General features: G+C 73.0%; 19 protein-coding genes. 7 read left to right on the top strand and 12 right to left on the bottom strand.

The genetic code is table 11. The features are described from left to right. Positions 1-125: 125 nt before the first annotated feature. The 7 genes from OG462_RS14545 to OG462_RS14515 form a co-directional block, all read right to left on the bottom strand. Positions 126-1,193 (bottom strand): hypothetical protein, encoded by a 1,068-nt coding sequence (locus tag OG462_RS14545; RefSeq protein WP_406057855.1) that lies wholly within the window; start codon positions 1,191-1,193, stop codon positions 126-128. Beyond that, a complete protein-coding gene (efeU, locus tag OG462_RS14540) occupies positions 1,150-2,031 on the bottom strand; it encodes an iron uptake transporter permease EfeU (RefSeq protein WP_406057854.1) in 882 nt (293 codons plus the stop codon). The genes OG462_RS14545 and efeU overlap by 44 nt, the downstream gene beginning before the upstream one ends. Positions 2,032-2,061: 30 nt before the next feature. Then, a complete protein-coding gene (gene efeB, locus OG462_RS14535; protein WP_406057853.1) occupies positions 2,062-3,336 on the bottom strand; it encodes an iron uptake transporter deferrochelatase/peroxidase subunit in 1,275 nt (424 codons plus the stop codon). A 28-nt stretch (positions 3,337-3,364) separates the two neighbouring features. After that, positions 3,365-4,519 (bottom strand): iron uptake system protein EfeO, encoded by a 1,155-nt coding sequence (gene efeO, locus OG462_RS14530; RefSeq protein ID WP_406057852.1) that lies wholly within the window; start codon positions 4,517-4,519, stop codon positions 3,365-3,367. A gap of 195 nt (positions 4,520-4,714) precedes the next feature. Further along, the gene (locus OG462_RS14525) at positions 4,715-5,575 is read right to left on the bottom strand and encodes a heme ABC transporter ATP-binding protein (RefSeq protein ID WP_406066537.1); all 861 of its coding nucleotides are present in this window, start codon (positions 5,573-5,575) and stop codon (positions 4,715-4,717) included. 14 nt (positions 5,576-5,589) lie between these two features. Continuing rightward, positions 5,590-6,687: a FecCD family ABC transporter permease gene (locus OG462_RS14520; RefSeq protein WP_406057851.1), complete on the bottom strand. Its 1,098-nt coding sequence runs from the start codon at positions 6,685-6,687 to the stop codon at positions 5,590-5,592. After that, positions 6,684-7,769: a hemin ABC transporter substrate-binding protein gene (locus tag OG462_RS14515; protein ID WP_406057850.1), complete on the bottom strand. Its 1,086-nt coding sequence runs from the start codon at positions 7,767-7,769 to the stop codon at positions 6,684-6,686. Before OG462_RS14515 ends, OG462_RS14520 begins: the two co-directional genes overlap by 4 nt. Before the next feature lie 65 nt (positions 7,770-7,834). On the opposite strand from OG462_RS14515, the gene OG462_RS14510 reads away from it, so the two are divergent. From OG462_RS14510 to OG462_RS14500, 3 genes are all read left to right on the top strand, one after another. Further along, positions 7,835-9,277, top strand: coding sequence for an HtaA domain-containing protein (locus tag OG462_RS14510; RefSeq protein WP_406057849.1), 1,443 nt, complete (start codon positions 7,835-7,837; stop codon positions 9,275-9,277). A 64-nt stretch (positions 9,278-9,341) separates the two neighbouring features. Beyond that, the gene (locus tag OG462_RS14505; RefSeq protein ID WP_406057848.1) at positions 9,342-10,991 is read left to right on the top strand and encodes an HtaA domain-containing protein; all 1,650 of its coding nucleotides are present in this window, start codon (positions 9,342-9,344) and stop codon (positions 10,989-10,991) included. Between the two features lie 103 nt (positions 10,992-11,094). Then, entirely contained in the window at positions 11,095-11,775 is a 681-nt protein-coding gene (locus OG462_RS14500; RefSeq protein ID WP_406057847.1) for a PhzF family phenazine biosynthesis protein, read from the top strand. 79 nt (positions 11,776-11,854) lie between these two features. On the opposite strand, the gene OG462_RS14495 is transcribed toward OG462_RS14500, so the two are convergent. Both OG462_RS14495 and map read right to left on the bottom strand, forming a co-directional pair. Next, positions 11,855-12,505, bottom strand: coding sequence for a heme oxygenase (biliverdin-producing) (locus tag OG462_RS14495; RefSeq protein WP_406057846.1), 651 nt, complete (start codon positions 12,503-12,505; stop codon positions 11,855-11,857). A 150-nt stretch (positions 12,506-12,655) separates the two neighbouring features. Continuing rightward, positions 12,656-13,513, bottom strand: coding sequence for a type I methionyl aminopeptidase (gene map, locus OG462_RS14490; RefSeq protein WP_406057845.1), 858 nt, complete (start codon positions 13,511-13,513; stop codon positions 12,656-12,658). Positions 13,514-13,574: 61 nt separating this feature from the next. Between map and OG462_RS14485 the strand changes: the two genes are divergently transcribed. Next, positions 13,575-13,805 carry a hypothetical protein gene (locus tag OG462_RS14485; RefSeq protein WP_406057844.1) on the top strand — a complete coding sequence of 77 codons (231 nt, stop codon included), beginning with the start codon at positions 13,575-13,577 and terminating at the stop codon, positions 13,803-13,805. Between the two features lie 37 nt (positions 13,806-13,842). On the opposite strand, the gene OG462_RS14480 is transcribed toward OG462_RS14485, so the two are convergent. Continuing rightward, positions 13,843-15,162 (bottom strand): MFS transporter, encoded by a 1,320-nt coding sequence (locus tag OG462_RS14480; protein WP_406057843.1) that lies wholly within the window; start codon positions 15,160-15,162, stop codon positions 13,843-13,845. Positions 15,163-15,239: 77 nt separating this feature from the next. Next, the gene (locus OG462_RS14475) at positions 15,240-15,842 is read right to left on the bottom strand and encodes a hypothetical protein (protein WP_406057842.1); all 603 of its coding nucleotides are present in this window, start codon (positions 15,840-15,842) and stop codon (positions 15,240-15,242) included. A 106-nt stretch (positions 15,843-15,948) separates the two neighbouring features. Here OG462_RS14475 and npdG point away from each other — a divergent pair, with 106 nt between their 5' ends. Both npdG and OG462_RS14465 read left to right on the top strand, forming a co-directional pair. After that, positions 15,949-16,662, top strand: coding sequence for an NADPH-dependent F420 reductase (gene npdG / locus OG462_RS14470; RefSeq protein ID WP_406057841.1), 714 nt, complete (start codon positions 15,949-15,951; stop codon positions 16,660-16,662). Positions 16,663-16,808: 146 nt separating this feature from the next. Beyond that, positions 16,809-17,003, top strand: a complete 195-nt coding sequence (locus OG462_RS14465) for a hypothetical protein (RefSeq protein WP_406057840.1) — start codon at positions 16,809-16,811, stop codon at positions 17,001-17,003. Here the strand turns inward: OG462_RS14465 and OG462_RS14460 are convergent. After that, positions 17,000-17,794 carry a site-2 protease family protein gene (locus OG462_RS14460; protein ID WP_406057839.1) on the bottom strand — a complete coding sequence of 265 codons (795 nt, stop codon included), beginning with the start codon at positions 17,792-17,794 and terminating at the stop codon, positions 17,000-17,002. The two genes, OG462_RS14465 and OG462_RS14460, sit on opposite strands and share 4 nt — an antisense overlap. A gap of 114 nt (positions 17,795-17,908) precedes the next feature. Between OG462_RS14460 and OG462_RS14455 the strand changes: the two genes are divergently transcribed. After that, a complete protein-coding gene (locus OG462_RS14455) occupies positions 17,909-21,241 on the top strand; it encodes a BTAD domain-containing putative transcriptional regulator (RefSeq protein ID WP_406057838.1) in 3,333 nt (1,110 codons plus the stop codon). Positions 21,242-21,278: the final 37 nt, after the last annotated feature.

The raw sequence follows: 21,278 nt of genomic DNA, 5'->3' as shown, positions 1-21,278 counted from the left end.
CCGGACCACTGACGGCCGGCGAGGGCGGGCCTTCCGAGGGCCCGGCCGGTGGCGAGGGCCGCCTTGCACGGGGCCGGCCGGTGGCAAGGGCCGTGCCTGGGTGGCCCCCGCCCGTACGGGGGCTGTTACGAGCCCTGCGCGCCCACCACGCCCTGGAGCCGGGCCTTGATCGTGACCCCGTCGCGGTCCGTGCCCGCCGGCTTCACCAGGACCACCTGGTTGGACACCCACTCCTTGGTGACGGTGTTCTTGACCTCACCCGTCAGCAGCGCCTTGACGGAGGGATCGACCTTGGGCCGGTAGCCCGGCGCCGCCGTCTGCCGCTCGAAGAACCGCGTCGCGAAGAAGACGAACGCGCCGCCGTCCTTCGTCCGCAGCCCGAGGGGGGAGAAGTCGCCCTGGTCCGCGACCCGGTCGAGGTACTGGGTGGCGAGCCCGGGCCGCTTGGCGCCCTTCTGCCGCTCCTCCCGCAGCAGTGTCGTGTGCGGCCCCGCCGCGTACGGCCCCGGCTGCCCGTCCTTCAGGAACGACACGTACTCCTTGCCGAGGTCCTCGGGCGCGACCGCGAGCGCGTCGGTGTCCGCGGCGACCGGCACCGCGTACCCGTCCTCCTCGGCGAACTCGGGCACCTCGGAGGGGCTGAGGATCACCAGGTGGGCCACCTCCCACAGCTGCTGGGGCCCGTTGCGTACGAAGACGAGGAGCCAGCGCTGGTCACCGGCACCCTGGTCGGTGTCCCGGTTGGGGTCGGTGTCCGCGAGGAACCAGCGCGGCCAGCCCGCCTTCCTGGGCAGGACGAAGCGCGCGTCCGACAGTTCCAGGGGCTGGTGGTTCGGGTTGCCGCCCGGGGCGGTGACGGCCCGCGCGCGCAGACCCGCCTGGTTGATCTCCCCGAGCGGACCGGTGACCCGGCCCGCGTCCAGGGCCGGGTCGTGGGCCTTGTCGGCCTTGTTGTAGGCGGTCGTGAAATCGGTGAGAGCCCGCGCCGCCTCGGCCTGTGTGGCCGGCGGCATCAGCGCGAGCTCGCCGTGCACGGTGACGCAGCCGCTCGCGGTCAGCGCGAGGACGGTCGCGGCCGCCGTCGCGCCGAGGAGTCGCGCGGGTCGCGTGAGTCCCGTGGGTCGCGTGGACCGTCGTACCGAAAGCCGCTCAAGCGGTCGTCTCGGCGCTCGCCTCAGCGTCAGCCTTCTCATCGGTCGCCTTCTGCTTCTTCACCCGCACGGACGGACCCGACCCTATCGGGGCCAGGAACAGTGCGAGCGTCGGGATCAGATACAGCGCCCACACCGTGACCTGAAGGACCGTCGGGTTCGGCTGGAAGTTGAAGACGCCCTTGAGGAGCGTGCCGTACCAGCTGTCCGGCGGGATCGTCGCCGAGATGTCGAAGGCCTTGTTCGCGAGACCGTCGAGGAAGCGGGCCTCCTGGAGGTCGTGCACGCCGTACGCGAGGACGCCCGCCGCCACCACGACCAGCATCCCGCCGGTCCAGGTGAAGAACTTGGCCAGGTTGATCTTCAGCGCGCCCCGGTAGAACAGCCAGCCGAGGAGCACCGCCGTGAGCAGCCCGAGGAGGACACCGGCCAGCGGCGCGGACGTGCCGTCCGAGGACGCCCGGACCGAAGCCCACACGAACAGCGCCGTCTCCAGGCCCTCGCGGCCCACCGCCAGGAAGGCGGTGGCGACCAGCGCGCCCGTGCCCATCTGCAGGGCCGCGTCCAGCCTGCCGTGCAGCTCGGCCTTGAGGTGCCGGGCCGTGCGCCGCATCCAGAAGACCATCCAGGTCACCAGGACGACCGCGACGATCGACAGCGATCCGCCGAGCAGCTCCTGCGCCTCGAAGGTCAGCTCCTGGGAGCCGAATTCGAGACCGGCGCCGAAGGCCAGGGCCACGCCGACGGCCACGCCGATGCCGATCCAGATCGGCTTCAGCGCGTCCCGCCGCCCGGTCTTCACCAGATAGGCGATGAGGATGCAGACGACCAGGCTGGCCTCGAGGCCCTCGCGCAGGCCGATCAGATAGTTACCGAACACGTCTGTTCCCTCCCTGGGACGTACGAAGAGCTACGCGAACAGCGCACGGCCCCACCAGTCGTCCTTGTCCCGGACGCCCGGCGGGATCGCGAACAGCGCCGAACCCACGTGCTGGATGTACTCGTTGAGGGCGTCGGCCCGCGACAGGGAGGTCTGCACCGGGATGAAGCCGGTCCGCACGTCCTTCTGGTACGCCAGGAAGAACAGCCCGGCCTCCAGGCGGCCGAGGCCGTCCGTGCCGTCGGTGAAGGAGTAGCCGCGCCGCAGGAGCGTCGCCCCGGAGTTGGTGTCCGGGTGGGCGAGCCGGACGTGCGAGTCCGGCTTCATCGCCTTCAGGAACGGCTCGTCGTGCTCCTTGGCCTTGCCGACGGGCGCGCCCTCGCGCTTGTCGCGGCCGAAGATGTCCTCCTGCTCGGCGAGCGGCGTACGGTCCCAGGTCTCGACGTTCATCCGGATGCGGCGGGCGACGAGGTACGAGCCGCCGTCCATCCAGGCCGTGGCGCCCTCGGTGTCCTTGCCGGACACCCAGACGTGCTTGGCGAGCCGGTCGGTCTCGGTGCCCGCGATGTTGCGGGTGCCGTCCTTGAAGCCGAACAGGTTGCGCGGGGTCTGGGCGTCGGGGGTCGTCGAGGACGTCTTGCCGAAGCCCAGCTGCGACCAGCGCACCGCGACCTTGCCGAAGCCGATCCGCGCCAGGTTCCGGATGGCGTGCACGGCGACCTGCGGGTCGTCCGCGCACGCCTGCACGCACAGGTCGCCGCCGCTGCGTGCCGGATCCAGGTTGTCGCCCGGGAACTTGGGCAGCTCCACCAAGGCCCCGGGCCGCTTGTCCTTCAGCCCGAAACGCCCGTCGAAGAGCGAGGGGCCGAAGCCGATGGTGAGGGTGAGACGGGAGGGCTTGAGGCCGAGGGCCTCGCCGGTGTCGTCCGGCGGCGCCTCGGGGAGACCCCCGTACGCGCCCTCGCCGACCTCGGCGCCGGCCGTCATGCGCTCGGCGGCCCGCGTCCAGTCCTTGAGGAGCTGGATCAGCTCGGCGCGGTCCTTCGTCTTCACGTCGAAGGACGCGAAGTGCAGCCGGTCCTGGACGGCGGTGGCGATGCCGGCCTGGTGGGGGCCGTGGAACGGCACGGCGCCTCCGCTGTCGGCGACCGGCACGGGGGTGTCCCCGTCCCGGGCCAGCAGGGCGCCGCCGCCGGCCGCGGCGGCACCGAGCGCGAGCCCGGCACCGCCCCAGCCGATGACCGTACGGCGGGAGGGCGCGTCGGCCCCGGCCGCAGCCGTCGTCTCCTGGGTCTCCTCGGACATGTCCACGTCTCCCCGCTCTCGATGCTTGTTACTTGACGACGGCGGCGGCGAGCTTGGAGAGGGGCTCGGCGAGGGCGTTGACGCCGTCGGAGAGCTCCTTGCGCTCGGGCTTGCCGACCTTCTCGTAGGACGTGAAGACGTAGCTGGTCTTGTCCGTGCGGTACTTGTCGAGCAGCAGGTTCAGGGCGGCGAACTGCTTGTCCAGTTCGGCGACGAGCTTCGGGTCGTTCTTGGTGGCGACCGGCTTGAGCAGGTCGAAGGACTTCTGCGCGCCCTCGACGTTGGCCTTGAAGTCGACGAGGTCGGTGCGGGAGTAACGCTCCTCCTCGCCGGTGACCTTGCCGGTGGCGACCTCGTCGAGGAGCTCCTTGGCGCCGTTGGCCATCGAGGTCGGGGTGATCTCGGCCTTGCCGACCCGCTTCGCCCAGTCCGCGAGGTCCTTGTCCAGGGTGTCGGCGAGGGTCTTCTCGGCGGCGCCGAGCTTCTTGTCCTTCCACAGCGCCTTCTCCAGGCGGTGCCAGCCGGTCCAGTCCTTCGCCGGGTCCTGGCCGGCCTCCAGGCCGTCCTCACGGACGTCGACCTTGGGGTCGATGTCGCCGAAGGACTCGGCGACCGGCTCGGTGCGCTCCCAGCCGATCCGGGACTCGGCATAGGCCTTCTTGGCGGCCTCGACGTCACCGGCGCGGACGGCGTCGGTGAAGACCTTCACCTTCGGCAGGGTCGCGTCGGCCTGCGCCTGGACGTACTGGCGGTAGGCGGCGACGGCCGCGTCCATCTCGGGGGAGCGCTTGGTGCCCGCGGCGCCGCCGGTGGCCTTGACCTGCTGGCGGATGCCGTCGCCGACCATGCCGGGCTTGCAGGCGATCGCGTAGTCACCGGCCTTGATCTCGGCGGTGATCGTGGCCTTGGTGCCGGGGCCGATGTTCTCGCGCTCGGTGACGATCCGGTCGTCCGGGTAGAGGACGTAGACCTCGGTGACCTTGGAGCCGCGGTTCTCGACGGCCAGCTTCAGGTGACCGGCCGGGAACTCCTTCTTCGAGACCTCGCAGGAGTCGTCCTTCGCGACGACGGTGATCGCGCCGTCGTCCGCCTTGGCGTCGCTCTTCTCGGTGCAGCCCGTGACGGCGGCCAGGGCCGCAGCGGTCGCTGCGGCGGTGACGACGGAGAGGCGAACGGCTCGCATGGGGACTCCAGAAACGCGGGGACGGGGACTGAGGCGGACCTAACTTAACCGAGGCTTACCTCAGCCATACCCGGCCGTCCAGTGATTCAGCTCTCAGGTCCGGCAGACCGGACACGGCTGGATCACAGGCTTCTCATGGAGTCCTCATGGCATGGTCAAGGGCGAGTCAAGGAAGGGGAATTGTCCGCATTTCCCTTACGTGTCGGTACGCCTCGGTACGACGAGCGGTACGCCGGTCCTCGGGTGCGGGAACACCTCCACCGGCTGCCGGTAGACCCGGCTCAGCAACTCCGCCTCAAGGACCTCCGCGGGGGGTCCTTCCGCCGCGATCCCGCCGCCGTGCAGCACCCCGACCCGGTCCGCGTGGGCCGCCGCGAGCCCGAGGTCGTGCAGCACGACCACCACGGCGTCCCCGGCCGCCGCCCGCTCCCGGCAGACCCGCAGGACCAGTTCCTGGTGACGCAGGTCGAGGGCGGCCGTCGGCTCGTCCAGCAGCAGGAGACCGGTCCGCTGGGCCAGTACCCGGGCCAGCGCGACCCGGGCCCGCTCGCCGCCCGAGAGCGCCGAGAACGGGCGCTCGGTGAAGGCCCCGACCTCGGTGGCCGCCATCGCCTCCGCGACCGCCGCCTCGTCCTCGTCCTCCCGCTCGGTCCCCGCCCACGGGGCCCGGCCCATCCGCACCACGTCGGCGACGGCGAAGGGGAAGGAGAGCGCCGCGTCCTGCGGCAGCACCGCCCGCCGCAGGGCGAGTTCACCGGGTGTCCAGGCGCCCGCCGCCCGTCCTCCTATCCGTACCTCCCCGGCGCTCGGCGCGAGATCGGCGGCGAGCGCGGCGAGCAGCGTCGACTTCCCTGCCCCGTTGGGCCCCACCAGGGCGAGCACCTCCCCGGCCCGCACCCCGATGCCGACCCCGTCGAGCACGGCACGGCCGCCGCGCTCGACCCGTACGCCGACGGCCTCGGCGACCACCTCGCCGGGCGCGGCGGGGGAGGGCAGCGCGCGCGTGCGCCGGTTCGGGAGGACCGGGAGCAGTCCTCGGAGCCGTACGGATGCCATGCCCGGTACGGATGTCATGCCCAACCACCTTGCCTGCGACGGGTCCTGCGCAGCAGCCAGAAGAAGAACGGGCTGCCGAGGAGGGCGGTGAGGACGCCCAGGGGAAGTTCGGCCGGGGCCGCGACCGTACGGGCCGCGAGGTCGCCGGCCGTGAGGACGACCGCGCCGCCGAGCGCGCTGCCCGGCACCAGGAAGCGGTGGCCCGGGCCGTTCGCCATCCGCAGCAGATGCGGGACGAGCAGACCGACGAAGGTGATGATCCCGGCCACCGCGACCGCCGCCGCCGTCAGCAGCGCCACCACCAGGATCAGGGCGACCCGCAGTCGCTCGACGTCCACGCCGAGATGACGTGCGGGCCGCTCGCCGAGCCCGAGCAGGTCGAGCCGGCGGGCGTAGAAGGGGGCGACGACGAGGCCGACGAGCGCGCACGGCAGCACGGCCAGGACCTTCGGCCAGGTGGCCTGGGCGAGCGAGCCGAGCTGCCAGAAGGTGATCTGGGTGACCTGCGCGTTGTCGGCGAAGAAGATGAACAGGCCGATGAGCGCGCCCGCGAAGGCGTTCACCGCGATACCGGTGAGGATCAGCGTCACCACCTCCGTACGGCCGCCGGAGCGGGACATCGCGTACACGAGGAGCACGGTCGCCAGCCCGGCGACGAACGCGCAGACCGTCACCGTCCAGTTGCCGAGGAAGGTGAGGCCGAGCGCGATCGCACCGACCGCGCCGACGGCCGCGCCCGCGGAGATGCCGATGACACCCGGCTCGGCGAGCGGGTTGCCGAACACGCCCTGCATCAGGGCGCCCGCGCAGCCGAGCGAGGCGCCGACGAGGACGGCGAGGACGACCCGGGGGAGCCGGATGTTCCACAGGACGCTCTCGGCCGTGCGGTCGAGCGCGTGCCCGCCGAGCCCGATCCGGTGAAGGCCGGAGGCGAGGACGTCACCGAGCGGGATCTCGTACGCCCCGATCCCGGCGGAGAGCAGGGCGAGGAGGAGCAGGACGCCGAGGAGGCAGACGGTGAGGAGGGAGGCGGTGTGAGGCCGTGCGACCGGAGGTGCGTCCTTCGGTGGGCTCTCGCCGAGTGTCGGCGGGGTCTTCTGGAGCGCCGTCACTTGTTCTCCCCGTACAACTGGCCGACCAGGGACTTCAGTACCTGGTCGGTGCGCGGGCCGTAGTTGAGGAGGACACCGTCGTCGACGGAGACGACCCGGCGGTCGGCGCCGGCCGGCGTCTCGGCGACGCCGGGGACCTTCACCAGGCCGTCGATCCCGCCCACGGAGGCGAGTCCCTTGCTCATGACGAGGATCGCGTCGGGTGCGGCCTTCGCCAGGGCCTCGCTGGTGATCGGGGTGAAGTCCTTGGCCAGGCCGGACTCCTTGCCCGCATCGATCGCCCCGGCGGCTTCGAGGAGCGAGCTCGCGCCGGACTCGGCCCCGCCGAGCAGGTAGACGGCGGCCGAGCCGCGGACGTACAGGAAGGCCACCCGTGGCTTCTCCTCGCGGACCGGAATTCCCTTCCGTACGGCGTCGATCCGCTCCTGCGTGCGCTTCCTGAGCGCGGTGCCGGAGTCCGGTACGCCGAGGGCGGCGGCGACCGCGTCGATCCGCGTGCCGACGTCGCCGAGCGTCTTCGCGGGCTTCACGACGACCAGAGGGATGCCCGCGTCCCGGATCTGGGCGATGGCCTCGGCCGGTCCCGTGGTGTTCTCGGCCAGGACGACGGTGGGCCGGAGGGACAGCACGCTCTCGGCGGAGACGTCGTGGGCGCGGGTCACCACCGGGAGCTTCTCGGCCTGTTCGAAGGTGGCGGTGATGTCCCGGGCGACGACCTTCGTGCCGAGGCCGAGGGTGAAGACGATCTCGTTGAGGGAGCCGCTGAGCGGGACGATCCGCTCGGTGGAGGTGATGGTGACCGTACGTCCGTCGGCCGAGGGGACGGTGACGGGGAGTCGGGGCGCGACCGGGTCGGCGAGCGGCTCGACCCGGTCGCGGGCTGTGGCGGACGTACCGGTGTCGGACGGGTTGCTTCCGCTTCCGTTTCCGCCCCCGTCACCACAGCCGGCCGCCGTGAGGGCGAGGGCGAGCACTGCTGTCAGTGCTCCCGCGAGGCGAGTTCTGCGCACCGGACACCGTCCTGTCGTTCGTTCCGCTTCGTGCTGCCATGGTTCTGGTCTGACGCGTTCGTGCCGGGGCATTCCGACCGAGGCTCGGCATAGCTTAGGTTAGCCTTACCTCACTCGCCAGCCCTCGGAGGGGTTCCATGCTGCTGTCCAGACCCGCCCGCGCGCTCGCCGTGACCCTGTTCGCGGCCCTGCTCGCCGCCCTCGTTCCGATTGGCGCCGCCCACGCGGAGAGCCGCACGGTGCAGGGCGGACGGCTCGACTGGGGCATCAAGTCCTCCTTCCAGGCCTACGTCACCGGGCCCATCGCCCAGGGCGACTGGGGCCTCACCGGCGGAGCCGCCACGGTCGGCGGCAGCCAGTTCCGCTTCCACTCCGCGCAGGGCTCGTACGACCCGGCGACCGGCGCCCTCGAAGCCGCCTTCTCCGGCGGCGTCCACTTCACCGGCCATCGCAAGGCCGACGGCACCGACGAGCTCGACCTCACCATCAGCCGCCCCCGGATCCGCATCCAGGGCGGAAACGGCACCCTCTACGCCGACATGGCGAGCAAGGCCAAGGGCAGCGGCCGCGTGACCACCTCGTCGCAGGTGCCGCTCGCCACCCTCGGCCTCGGCGGCATCGACATGCGCGGCGGCGGCAGCCCGATCTCGCTCGCCGGCGTGCCCGCCACCCTCACCTCGCAGGGTGCCTCCGCCTTCGCCGGCTACTACCCGGCCGGCACCCCGCTCGACCCCGTCAGCCTCACCGTCGACGTCAAGGCGCCGCAGCAGGCCCCGCCGACCACGGCGCCCACCACCGCGCCGCCCGCCACCATGCCCTCCGCGACCACCTCCGCAACCCCCTCGGCCACCGCGAGCGCTCCGACCGGAAGCCTCCGCACCGCCGCGGTCGACTGGGGTGTCCGCCGCACCTTCCGCGAGTACGTCACCGGCGCCATCTCCCAGGGCAGGTGGACGCTCGCGGACGGCGCCCAGGACGGCGGCGCGCTCTTCCGCTTCGCCGGCGGCAAGGGCACGTACGACCCGAAGAAGGGCACCCTCGACGCCGCCTTCGCGGGCAGCGTCCGCTTCACCGGCGCCCACCTCGACCTCACCCTCGGCACGGTCACCGTGAAGGTCACCGGCGGCACCGGCACCCTCAGCGCCGACGTCACGAGCACCGGGAAGACCGACAGGGCCGTCCCCCTCGTCACCTTCGCCGCCCGCGACTTCACCCCGAGGAACGGCCTCGCCGTCGTCACCGAGGCCCCCGCCACCCTCACCGAGGGCGGCGCCGAGGCCTTCGGCGGGATGTACAGGGCCGGGACCGCGATGGACCCGGTGTCCCTCGCCGTCACCGTCGACGCCAAGGCCCGGCTGCCCGCGCTCCCGGACCTCGGCAGCGAGGCCACACAGTCCGCCGCCCCGTCGAAGCCGGCCACCCCCGCCGCCTCCAACGCGGCCCCTGCCCCCGCCGCCGAGTCCTCCTCGTCGTCCACGGGCACGTACCTCGCGATCGGCGCGGGCGTGCTGCTCGTCGCCGTGCTGGCCGTCTTCGTCGCCGTACGCCGTCGTCACGTCAGCGGCACCCCCACGGTCTGACCCCCACACCTCATTTGCCCGCGCACCCCCCTGCGCCCCGCGTCCCACCTAGGAGAACCCCGTCATGGCCAACCCTCTGCGCAGATCCGTCACCCTGGCCGCCGCCGTCGCCACGGCCGCCGCCCTGGGCACGGGCGCCGTCGTCCTCGCCCTGCCCGCGGCGGCCGAGGGCGCGCCTCCGATGGCGCTGGTCGACGGCACGCTGGACTGGGGCATCAAGCAGTCCTTCCGCTCGTACCTCGCCATGCCCTTCGCCCACGGGAAGACCACGGTCGGGGGCGGTGCCACGCAGGCCGCGAACAACGGCGCCTTCACCTTCGTCGACGGCACCGGCACGTACGACATGGGCACCCACGGCACCGCCACCGGCTTCAAGGGCAGCGTCCACTTCGAGGCCCACGAGGGCGCCCTCGACATCCTGATCTCGGACGTCAGGCTCTCGACGAAGGGTTCGGCGGTGCCGACCGGCGAGATCACCGCCGACGTCGTCACCAAGGAGAAGGACGGCTCCTTCAGCACCCGCGAGGACATCGCCTTCGCCGCGCTCGACATGACCGGCGTCCGGCCGGGCCAGGGCGCGGGCGGCGCCATGGTGTTCAAGGACATACCGGCGAAGCTGACGAAGGACGGCGCGGCGGCGTTCGCGGGCTTCTACAAGGAGGGTGACGCGCTCGACGCGGCCACGCTCACGGTGAAGGCGGGCAGCCGCCCGACGACCCCGCCGCCGACCACCCCGCCCCCGACGACGGAGCCGCCGACCACCGCCCCGACCACGACGGCTCCCACGAGCCCGGCCCCGACCACGACGGCTCCCACCAGCCCGGCCCCGACCACCACCGCGCCGACGAGCCCGGCCCCGACCGCGACCTCCACGCAGCCCACCGCCCCCGCCACGACCGCCACGACCGCCCCGACCACCACGCCGCCGACCGGCGATCCGTCCGGAGTCGTCGACGGGAAGCTGACCTGGGGTGTGAAGCAGAGCTGGCAGAGGTACGTCGGCGAGATCTGCGGCGGCTCGGTCACCGCCTCCGGCGGGGCCGGGAAGCAGGGCGCGGCGTACGAGTTCGGCTTCGTCAAGGCCGACCTCGACGCCGACGCCCGCAAGGTCGAGGCCGCGTTCTCCGGCAAGCTCGCCTTCGTCTGCGCCGCGCACGACATCAACTGGACCGTCAGCGACCTGAAGGTGAAGGCGGCCGGCTCCACCGGCACCCTGACCGCCGACGTCACCAGCGCCCGGGGCACCGAGAACGACGTGGCCCTCGCCGACCTCGACCTGTCGAAGTCCGACTGGACGGCGGACGGCGGGGTCGTCACCCTCGCGGACGTTCCGGCGAAGCTGACGGCGGCCGGCTCCGCCACGTTCACCGCCCCCGGCGGTCAGGGCGGCTACCCGGCCGGCACCGTCCTGGACCCGCTGACCCTGACCCTCTCGCTCGACGAGGACGCCACGCTGCCCTCGACCTCCGGCGGGTCCGGCAGCTCCGGCACCAGCGGTGGCGGTGCGGCCGGCGGCTCGTCCACCACGGGCGGCGGCGGGACCGTCGGCGGCGCCGGTACGGTCGGCGGCGCCGGTTCCGTGGGCGGCTCCGGCTCCCTCGCGGCGACCGGCTCGGGCGCCCCGACCGGCCTCCTGCTCGGCGCCTCGGGCCTCCTCGCCGCCGCGGGCGCGGCCGTCGTCGTCGCCGTGCGCCGCCGCGCCGTGGAGTCCTGAACCCCCGGCCCCGAAGACCGCCACCCCCCAAAAGGAGGCAGGGCCGCACCCGATTCCCGGGTGCGGCCCTGCCGGCACGTCGCGAAATGGTTCAATTTCCGCCATGAACACGACCGTGCCCAGCGCCGCCACCGACATCGACGTCCTCCGGGTCTTCTGCGCGGGCGACGGCCGGTACGGCAACGCCCTCGGAGTCGTACGGGACGCCCGTGACCACCCCGACGAGGCCTCCCGGCAGGCGCTCGCCAAGGAGCTCGGCTTCAGCGAGACGGTGTTCGTGGACGACCCGGAGCGCGGGATCGTCGACATCTACACCCCCGGGTTGCGGCTGCCCTTCGCCGGACACCCGCTGGTCGGCGCCGCCTGGCTGCTCGACCTGGAAGTCGTCTGCCCGCCCGCCGGCGAGGTGTGGGTGCGCGGCGACGGGGAGTTCACCTGGATCGAGGCGCGCGCCGAGTGGGTGCCGCCGCGGACCCTGCGCCAGTACGGCTCCGCCGCCGAGGTGGAGGCCCTGGAGGTGCCCGAGCCGGGCGAGTGGATCTACGCCTGGGCCTGGGAGGAGGAGGCCGCGGGCCGGATCAGGGCGCGGGCGTTCCCGGGGCGCGGCGACGGCATCGACGAGGACGAGGCGACCGGCGCGGCGGCGCTGCTGCTCACGGTGGAGCTGGGACGGGCCCTGAACATCACGCAGGGCCGGGGTTCGCAGCTGCTCACTGCCCCCGGCCCTGACGGCATCGTGGAACTCGGCGGACGGGTCCGCCTGGAGGGAACGCTCACGCGCTGAGAGTCACGCGCGTCACGTGCTGAGGTCCCCGCGGGCAACACTCGCGCGATGACGTGCTGAGGTTCCCCCTGGGGAACGCTCACGCGCTGAGCGGGAACTCCCCGCCCAGCTGGTGGAAGACCGCGCTGTTGAAGGCGAACGCGCGCTTGCACTCGTCGACGATCCGCTGCTTCTCCAGATCGTCGGCGTTCACCCCGTCGAGCAGCTCCCGGTACCCCCGCTTGAACGCGGCCGGGTTGGAGATCGTGTCGAACACGTAGAAGCGGACGCCGTCGCCCTTGCGCGCGAAGCCCCAGGTGCGCTCCGCCTTGTCGCGGATGATCTGACCGCCCGAGAGGTCGCCCAGGTAGCGCGTGTAGTGGTGGGCCACGTACCCCGCGGGCCAGTCACGGGCGCATTCGGCGACCCGCTCGGCGTACGCGACGGTGGCGGGCAGCGGGGAGACCCCGGCGCGCCAGTCGGGGCCGCGCAGATGGGCGAGGTCCTGCTCCAGGGCGGCCGTGCGGAACAGTTCGGGCTGTATGAAGGGCCCGGCGACCGGGTCCTCGCGCAGGGCCTCCGCGCCGTCCTCCAGGGCGCGGTACACGAACCAGAGCTGCTCGGTGTAGCGCGCGTAGGCGTCGACGGCCAGGCGTCCGCCCAGGAGGTCGCCCATGAAGGACGAGGTCTCCGCCTCCGTGTGCTGCTCGTGCGAGGCCGTACGGATGAGCGTGGAGAAGGGCGTGTCCAAGGCGTGCCTCCGGGACCGATGGGACGGGAACCAGTGACGATCCTGCCAAGTTAGGCTTACCTAAGTCAACTGGTTCCCGACGTCCTGTCGGTAAAAGGCCTACCCACGGAGGAGCTCAGGCCAACGTGGGATTCGGGGGAGCATGGGGATTCAGGGGAGCGTGAGGATCTCGGCCCCGTTCTCCGTCACGACGAGCGTGTGCTCGAACTGCGCGGTCCGCTTCCGGTCCTTGGTCACGACCGTCCAGCCGTCGTCCCACATGTCGTAGTCGTGGGTGCCGAGCGTCAGCATCGGCTCGATGGTGAAGGTCATGCCGGTCTTGATCTCGGTGGTGTGGTGGGGCGAGTCGTAGTGCGGGACGATCAGGCCGGAGTGGAAGGACGAGTTGATGCCGTGACCGGTGAAGTCACGGACGACGCCGTAGCCGAACCGCTTGGCGTACGACTCGATGACCCGCCCGATGATGTTGATCTGGCGGCCCGGCCTGACCGCCTTGATGGCCCGGTTCAGGGACTCCCGGGTCCGCTCCACGAGCAGCCGCGACTCCTCGTCGACGTCACCGCAGAGGTAGGTGGCGTTGTTGTCGCCGTGGACGCCGTTGATGTACGCCGTGACGTCCAGGTTCACGATGTCGCCGTCCCGTAGGACGGTGGAGTCCGGGATGCCGTGACAGATGACCTCGTTGATCGAGGCGCACAGCGACTTCGGGAACCCGCGGTAACCGAGCGTCGAGGGGTACGCGCCGTGGTCGCACATGTACTCGTGCGCGACCCGGTCGAGCTCGTCGGTGGTGACACCCGGGGCGATGTGCTTGGCGGCCTCCTCCATCGCCCGAGCGGCGATGCGGCCGGCGATCCGCATCCGCTCGATGGTGTCGGAATCCTGCACCTCGGGCCCGCTGTACGGGGTCGGGGCGGGCTTCCCGACGTACTCGGGGCGGCGGATGGAGCCCGGAACGGAACGATGGGGGGAGAGCTCCCCCGGGACGAGAAGCGACTGGCCAGACATGCCAGCGAGTCTAACGACCGGGTCTGGGGCAGCATGGTCTCGGAGGAAGGAGCCGACGACGATGGCTTTGTTCAAGAAGCGCACCGTGGGCAAACCGGGTGAGTGGTACTACTGCCTGGAGCACAAGAAGGTCGAAGAGGGCCCCGACTGCCCGGCGAAGAACCGATTCGGCCCGTACGCCACCCGTGAGGAGGCCTCCCACGCGATGGAGACCGCCCGCGAGCGGAACCTGGAGTGGGAGACCGACCCGCGCTGGCACGACAAGAGCCGTAGCGAGGAGAGCCCCGACTAGGGCCTGTCGGGGCAGGGACGCCGTCGGGGCCGGTCACTCACACGGTCCCGGCCGCCTCCTGCCGCGCGGCCTCCGCCTGCGCGGCCTCCTGCTGGGCCTTGCGCCGCAGCGAGTCCTCGTCGGTCTCGGAGTCGTACGTGAGGAGCCTCGGCAGCGCGAGGCAGAGCAGGCCCACCGAGGCGACACAGGCCACGCCACCCGTCCAGACGGCCGACCGGGTGCCGGTCCAGCCCGCCATCGCGCCCGCCCTGACCTGGCCCAGCTGCGGGCCGACGCTGTACGAGAGCACCTCGATGCCGGCGAGCCGGCCGCGCAGCTCCTCCGGGATCGTCTGGTTCCAGATGGTCGCCCGGCCCAGACCGCTCAGCATGTCGCCGGCCCCGGCGAAGGCCAGGCAGAGCAGGACCATCCAGATGTTCCCGAACCAGCCGGCCGCCGCGATCGCCAGGCCCCAGCCGGCGGCGCCCGCGACCACGAGCAGGCCGTGCCGGCGCACCTTCGAGGTCCAGCCGCTGGTCAGGCCGAGCACCAGCGAGCCGACCGAACCCGCCGCGTACATCAGGCCCAGCGACCAGTCCGCGTCCAGCTCGTCCGCGAGGAACGGGAAGATCGTGTTCGGGAAGGCGAAGAACATCGCCGCGAGGTCGATCGCGTACGTGCCGAGCAGCACCGGCCGTGACCAGGCGTACCGGGCGCCCTCCGCGATGCCCCGCAGCGAGGGCTTCTCCGCGTCGTGCGCGGGCGGCGCGGGGGAGAGACGGCGGCACAGCAGCACCGAGGCGGCGAAACCGACGATCGTCACCCCGTACGCCGGCGCGTGACCCGCGTAGGCCACGACCAGGCCCGCGAGCGCCGGGCCCGCGATCGAGCCCATCTGCCAGCGCAGCGAGTTCAGCGCGGCCGCCGCGGTCTGGTGCTCGTGCGACACGATCCGGGCCAGGAGGGAGTCCAGGGCCGGGCGCTGGAGCCCCGCGAGCGCCGAGACGCCGGCCGCGACCACGTACAGCGGCCAGAGCACCGGCTCCGGGAGCACGGCGTTGACCAGCAGGATCGCGGCGAGCAGGCCGAGACCCGCCTCGGTCGCGAGGATCACCTTCCGCCGGTCGACCGCGTCGGCGAGCGCCCCGCCGTACAGGCCGAACACCACCAGCGGCACCAGCTCGACCGCGCCCATCGCGCCGACGGCGAGCGGCGAACCCGTGAGTTCCTTGATCTGCAGCGGCAGGGCGATCATCGCCATCGCGCTGCTGAAGTACGTGACGAGCCCCTGGACCCAGAGCAGCCGGAAGTCGCGGGACGCGCGCCACGGCGCCAGATCGGGCAGGAGCGCGGAAAGCTTCGCGAGGGCAGGGGACACGAGGGGCCATGCTCCGACGGAGAACCACACGAGGCAAACGATTTTGCGGCCGAGGGACCGGGGTTCCCGCCGCCCCGCTACCAGCGCGCCGGCGGCGGGGCCGTCAGACGGTCCGCGAGGTGCGAGAGGCGGTCGCGGAAGCGGCGGTTCCCGCGCGGTGACGGCAGGCTGTTCTCGCCGGCCGCCGCACTCACCAGGTGCTGCACCGTGTCCAGGTCGACCTCCGCCCCCTCCGCCACCGTGAGCGTCTCGTGCGCGAGCCCCCGTACCTCCTCGTCGCCCCCGTCGAGCGAGAGGACCGTCGCCCCCGCCCGCCGGGCGTCGTGCACCCGCTGCAGCAGGCCCGCGTCCGGCCGCTCCGGCGCCACCATCAGCAGCGTCGCCCCGCGCCCCGCCGCCTCCAGACGGCCGAGACCGACCGCCAGATGCGCCGGATCACCCGGCCGCACCCGGTGCCGTACCAGCGTCGGCGCCAGCTCCGGGATCCCCGACCAGGCCGACTCGTCGACGAGATGCGCCGCCAGGTGCCAGGGCTCGTACTCCTCCGTGCCGACCAGGAGCAGCCCGCCCCGGTGCGGGACGACCGAGGACCGGAGCGCTCCCGCGAACCGGCGGGCCGCCCGCGGCCACTCGGTCCCGGCGAGCACTTCCCGCAGCAACGCGACCCGTACGGCATCCATGGGCCCGCATCCTGCACCAGACCGGGGCCCGCGCGCGGCCGGTTGCGGTGGTTCCACCCGTACGGGAGCGGTCCTGACGGCCCGACCGGTCGGTAATGTCGGGGCCATGACTTCCTCGACTCCCAGCACCCCCGCCCCCAAGGCCGCGCCCAAGGACCCGTGGGACCTGCCCGACGTCTCCGGCCTCGTCGTCGGCGTCCTCGGTGGCACCGGCGACCAGGGCCGCGGCCTCGCCTACCGGCTCGCCAAGGCCGGCCAGAAGGTGATCCTCGGCTCCCGTGCCGCCGACCGCGCCCAGGAGGCCGCCGACGAGATCGGCCACGGCGTCGAGGGCGCCGACAACGCCGAGTGCGCCCGCCGCAGCGACATCGTGATCGTCGCCGTGCCGTGGGACGGGCACGCCAAGACTCTGGAGTCCCTGCGCGAGGAGCTCGTGGGCAAGCTCGTCGTGGACTGTGTCAACCCGCTCGGCTTCGACAAGCAGGGCGCCTACGCCCTCAAGCCCGAGGAGGGCTCGGCGGCCGAGCAGGCCGCCGCGCTGCTCCCGGACTCCCGCGTCGCCGCCGCCTTCCACCACCTCTCCGCCGTCCTCCTCCAGGACACCTCCCTGGAGGAGATCGACACGGACGTGATGGTCCTCGGCGAGGAGCGCGCCGACGTCGAGCTCGTCCAGGCCCTCGCCGGCCGCATCCCCGGCATGCGCGGCGTCTTCGCCGGCCGGCTGCGCAACGCCCACCAGGTCGAGTCGCTCGTCGCCAACCTGATCTCGGTCAACCGCCGCTACAAGGCCCACGCCGGGCTCCGCGTCACTGACATCTGAGCCGGTCCCGGCAGGACACCCGAGCCGGTCCCGGCAGGACACGAGAGCCGGTCCCGGCGGGGCGACCGAGCCGGTCCCGGCGGGACGGAGGGCATGGGGGACACTGGACGGGCACAGCAGCCGTACCCGGACAGGAGCCGACCCCCATGCCCCGCCTCGCCCTCTACGCCCTCGTGGTCTGCGCGCTCGCCGTCGCCGCGGCCGTCGTCTCCTTCGTCGAGGGCAGCTTCCTCGGCATCGTCTGGGTCCTGCTCGCCGGCCTCTCCTCCAACATGGCCTGGTACTACATCCGCCGCGCGAAGGTCGAGAAGACCGCGGGCGCCGAGGCCGTCGAGGCCTAGACCTGGCAGAACTCCGGCGAGTCCTGCCAGAACCGGAACAGTTGCGAGCCGCAGTAGCGCGAGAGCTCCGGAACCCCGAGCGACCGCAGCAGTGCGTCGATCGCGTCGAAGAAGCCCTCGTTGATCGCCGGCACGAACAGCAGCGCGATCACGATGAAGAAGCCGTACGGCGCGTACGGCTCGATCTGCCGCTTCACCTTGTACGACAGCCAGGGCTCAAGGACCCCGTAGCCGTCCAGGCCCGGCACCGGCAGGAAGTTCAGGAGCGCCGCGGTCACCTGGAGGAACGCCAGGAAGGCCAGCGCGAACTGGAACGCGAGCGGGACGCCGTCGAGCGCGTCCAGCCAGAACGGGGCCGTGCAGACGAGCGCGAACAGCACGTTCGCCAGCGGGCCCGCCGCCGAGATCAGGCTGTGCTTCCAGCGGCCCTTGATCCGGCCCTGCTCGATGAAGACCGCGCCGCCCGGCAGACCGATCCCGCCCATGATCACGAACAGCACCGGCAGGATGATGCTGAGGACGGCATGGGTGTACGCCAGCGGGTTGAGGGTCAGATAGCCCTTCGCGCCGACCGTGATGTCACCGCCGTGCAGGGCGGTACGGGCGTGCGCGTACTCGTGCAGACAGAGCGACACCACCCACGCCGACGTCACGAAGAGGAAGATCGCCAGGCCGGGCGAGGCGGCGAAGTCCGTCCACACCGCCCAGCCGGTGACGGCCATGACGGCGAGGATCGCCAGGAAGACGGGGCTGATCCGCCGCTCGTGGCGCCGGGTGGTGGCCGTGGTCATCGCGGAAGCTCCCAGGGGACGGAGGTGGCGTCTTTCGGTGCCTGATGTGCGGGAAACGTATCGGGTGACGGGGCGAGTTCCGGAGTCGGGGACCCTCTCGCGGAGAATGGGCCCGTGCACTACTCCGTCCTCGGCCCGACGCTCGCCCGCACGCCCGACGGCACCGACGTGGCCGTCGGCGGCCCGCGGGTCCGTGCGCTCCTCACCGTCCTCGCCCTGCGGGCGGGCCGGACCGTGCCCGTACCGGACCTCGTCGACGAGGTGTGGCACGGCGACGAGCCGCCCGCCGACGCCGTCGCGGCGCTCCAGGCCCTCGTCGGACGGCTCCGCAAGGCCCTCGGCCGGGACCGGGTGATCTCCGCCGAGGGCGGCTACCGGCTCGACGCCCGGCCCGAGGACGTGGACGCCCGCCGCTTCGAGCACCTCGCCGTCGAGGGCGTCGCCGCGCTCGGCGCCGGGGATCCGGCCCGTGCCGCCGGCCTCCTCGACGAGGCGCTCGGGCTCTGGCGCGGGCCCGCCCTCGCCGATCTGCCGGACCGGGACGCGGAGGCCCCCCGCTGGGAGGCGCGCCGTCTCGACGTCCGCCGGGCCAGGCTCGACGCGGCCCTCGGCCTCGGCGAGGCGCCCGCGGCCCTCCCCGAACTGACCGCCCTCTGCGCCGCCCATCCCCTGGACGAGACCCTTCAGGCCCTGCGGATCCGCGCCCTGCGGGACACCGGACGGGCGGCCGAGGCCCTCGCCGCGTACGACGCGGTCCGGCGTGCGCTCGCCAACCGTCTCGGTACGGACCCGTCGCCGGCCCTGCGTGCCCTCCACGCGGAGCTGCTCGCGGGACCGAAGGTGCCCGGGCCCGTCCCGAAGCCGGGGGCGCCGGCGAAGAGGGAGGAGCCCGTCGTCCGGGGGAACCTGCGCGCGCGGCTCACCAGCTTCGTCGGGCGCGACGAGGAGATCGCCGCCCTCCAGGGCGACCTGCGCACGGCCCGGCTCGTCACGCTGCTCGGGCCCGGGGGCGCCGGGAAGACCCGACTCTCGCAGGAGGCGGCCGAGCGCGGGGCCGCCGACGGGGCCTGGCCGGACGGTGTCTGGGTCGCCGAACTCGCGCCCGTCACCGACCCGGAGGCGGTCGTGGAGGCCGTCCTCGCGGCCGTCGGCGCCCGGGAGACGGTGCTGCGCGGCGCCGGAGCCGAGGAGCTGCGGGCCGGGGACGACCCGCTCGTCCGGCTCGTCGAGCACTGCGCGGGGCGGCGGATGCTGCTGCTCCTCGACAACTGCGAGCACCTCGTGGCGGCCGCCGCCGCGCTCGCCGAGACCCTGCTCGCCCGCTGCCCGGACCTGCGGGTCCTTGCGACGAGCCGGGAGCCGTTGGGGGTGCCGGGGGAGGTGGTGCGGCCGTTGGGGCCGTTGTCGGTGGGGATGGCGTTGCGGTTGTTGGGGGAGCGGGGTGCGGCGGCGCGTCCTGGGTTTGTGGTGGCGGAGGATGCGGGGGCGGCGGAGGAGGTGTGTCGTCGTCTGGACGGGTTGCCGTTGGCGATCGAGTTGGCGGCGGCGCGGTTGCGGTTGTTGTCGGTGCGGCAGATCGCGGATCGGTTGGACGACAGGTTTCGTTTGTTGACGTCGGGGGCGCGGACGGTGTTGCCGCGTCAGCAGACGTTGCGGGCGGTGGTGGACTGGTCGTGGGAGCTGTTGGAGGAGTCGGAGCGGGGGGTGTTGCGGCGGCTGGCGGTGTTCACGGGTGGGGCGGATCTGTCGGCGGCGGAGGCGGTGTGTGCGGGCGACGGTGGAGGGGGCGGGGAGGTGCTCGACGTGCTGGGTGCTCTGGTGGACAAGTCGTTGGTGGTGGCGGGTCCGGGCGGGGACGGTGAGGGCATGCGGTTCCGGCTGCTGGAGACGGTGGCGGAGTACGCGGGGGAGCGGCTCGACGAGTCCGGGGAGCGGGCCTCGGCCGAGCGGTGCCATCTCACGTACTACCGGGAACTCGCCCGCCGCACCGATCCCGAACTGCGCGGCGCCGGACAGGTCGCCGCCATGGCCCTCTTCGCCCGCGAGTACGGCAACCTGCGTACCGCCCTGCGCCGTGCCGTCGACGCCCACGACGAGGACGAAGCGCTCGTCCTCGTCCACTCCCTGCTCTGGTACTGGCAGATGCGCGACCTGCGCACCGACGCCCTGCACTGGGCGCGGGCCGCCGCCTCCCTCGGACCCGACCCGTTCGCGGCGCCCGCCGCCCCCGTCGTACCCCTGCACGAGCCGTGCACGGCCGCGCCGCCGCCGCTCTCCGAGGAGCAGCGCTGGGAGGCCCGGCGCGGGGTGCGGCTGGTCGAGCTGACCAACATGGACCACGAGACCGGGCGTTGGACCAGCCCCGGGGGCGTGGAGCGGCTCCGCGAGATGACCGCCGTCTACGAGCCCGGCCTGCCCCAGTCCTCCCGGCTGCCCGGCTCCCTCGCCGTCTTCGCCGTCCTCCTCATCGGCGAGGCCGGCCGGCTCCGCGATCTCCTCGACACGACCGTCGACACCTGCCGCCGCTACGGCTACGACTGGGAGCTCGCCAACGCCCTCCAGATGCGGGCCAACATGTTCGCCAACCGGGGCGACCAGGCCGTCGAGGCGATCACCGACGCCGACGAGAGCCTGGAGCTCTTCGTCCGGCTCGGGGACGCCTGGGGCGCGGCCGAGGCGCTCTCCTCCCGCGCGGAGGCCCACGAGCGGCGGCTCGCGTTCGAGGAGGCGGCCGATGACTTCGCCGCCGCCATCGACTACGCGGAACGGATCGGTGCCCAGTCGCAGATGGCGCTGCTGCGGGCCCGGTACGCCGGCACGCTCGTCGAGACCGGGCGGCTGGACGAGGGCGAGACGATCCTGCGCGAGATCGTGGACGGCGGCCACGGCTGGGGCCACGAACCCCTGCTCGGCGCCCGCATCTTCCTCGCCCTGGCGCTCGGCCGCAGCGGCCGCACCACCGAGGCCCGCGAGCATCTGCACGCGCTGCGGGGGGAGTTCGGCTCCGAGACCCTCTCCATCTTCGAGGGCTTCACGCTCGGCAGCCTGGGCTGGCTCGACGACCTCGACGGCCGGTACGACTCCGCGCTCGCCCTCGCCACGGAGGCGTACGGGCGCTCCCTCGGCGCGCTGTCGATGATGGTCGCCCCGCAGATGCCCGGGGTCCATCTGGTCACCGCCGCCTGGGCGCTCGCCGGGCTCGGCGGTCCGGAGGCGCGGACCGGGGCGGTGCTGCTCGGGGCCAGGGAAGGCCTGGTCCCGCCGGGACACCTGGCGCCGCCCATGGAGAGGGAGAACCTGGCGCGGGCCACGGAGCTGACCCGGTCCGTCCTCGGCGGGGAAGCGTTCGCGGCGGCATACGACGAAGGCGACGGCCTCTCCTTGGAAGAGGCCGCCGCCCTGCTCGGTCGCGCCGCCGACGCGATCAGTGAGCGCGCCGAGTCCTGAACCCCCGTGGGGATCCCCGCCGGGACCCCTGTGGTGG

This window comes from Streptomyces sp. NBC_01077 (assembly GCF_045162855.1).
Lineage (GTDB): Bacteria > Actinomycetota > Actinomycetes > Streptomycetales > Streptomycetaceae > Streptomyces.
This window is presented reverse-complemented; position numbering and strand designations above follow the sequence as displayed.

Bases quoted from the DNA above. Each gene is read 5' to 3' on its own strand.
- OG462_RS14510 (WP_406057849.1), top strand. From the start codon at position 7,835: ATGCTGCTGTCCAGACCCGCCCGCGCGCTCGCCGTGACCCTGTTCGCG.
- efeB (WP_406057853.1), bottom strand. From the start codon at position 3,336: ATGTCCGAGGAGACCCAGGAGACGACGGCTGCGGCCGGGGCCGACGCG.
- OG462_RS14525 (WP_406066537.1), bottom strand. From the start codon at position 5,575: ATGGCATCCGTACGGCTCCGAGGACTGCTCCCGGTCCTCCCGAACCGG.
- OG462_RS14475 (WP_406057842.1), bottom strand. From the start codon at position 15,842: ATGGATGCCGTACGGGTCGCGTTGCTGCGGGAAGTGCTCGCCGGGACC.
- OG462_RS14545 (WP_406057855.1), bottom strand. From the start codon at position 1,193: ATGAGAAGGCTGACGCTGAGGCGAGCGCCGAGACGACCGCTTGAGCGG.
- OG462_RS14515 (WP_406057850.1), bottom strand. From the start codon at position 7,769: ATGCCCCGGCACGAACGCGTCAGACCAGAACCATGGCAGCACGAAGCG.
- npdG (WP_406057841.1), top strand. From the start codon at position 15,949: ATGACTTCCTCGACTCCCAGCACCCCCGCCCCCAAGGCCGCGCCCAAG.
- map (WP_406057845.1), bottom strand. From the start codon at position 13,513: ATGTCTGGCCAGTCGCTTCTCGTCCCGGGGGAGCTCTCCCCCCATCGT.
- OG462_RS14465 (WP_406057840.1), top strand. From the start codon at position 16,809: ATGCCCCGCCTCGCCCTCTACGCCCTCGTGGTCTGCGCGCTCGCCGTC.
- OG462_RS14505 (WP_406057848.1), top strand. From the start codon at position 9,342: ATGGCCAACCCTCTGCGCAGATCCGTCACCCTGGCCGCCGCCGTCGCC.
- OG462_RS14485 (WP_406057844.1), top strand. From the start codon at position 13,575: ATGGCTTTGTTCAAGAAGCGCACCGTGGGCAAACCGGGTGAGTGGTAC.
- OG462_RS14500 (WP_406057847.1), top strand. From the start codon at position 11,095: ATGAACACGACCGTGCCCAGCGCCGCCACCGACATCGACGTCCTCCGG.
- efeO (WP_406057852.1), bottom strand. From the start codon at position 4,519: ATGCGAGCCGTTCGCCTCTCCGTCGTCACCGCCGCAGCGACCGCTGCG.
- OG462_RS14460 (WP_406057839.1), bottom strand. From the start codon at position 17,794: ATGACCACGGCCACCACCCGGCGCCACGAGCGGCGGATCAGCCCCGTC.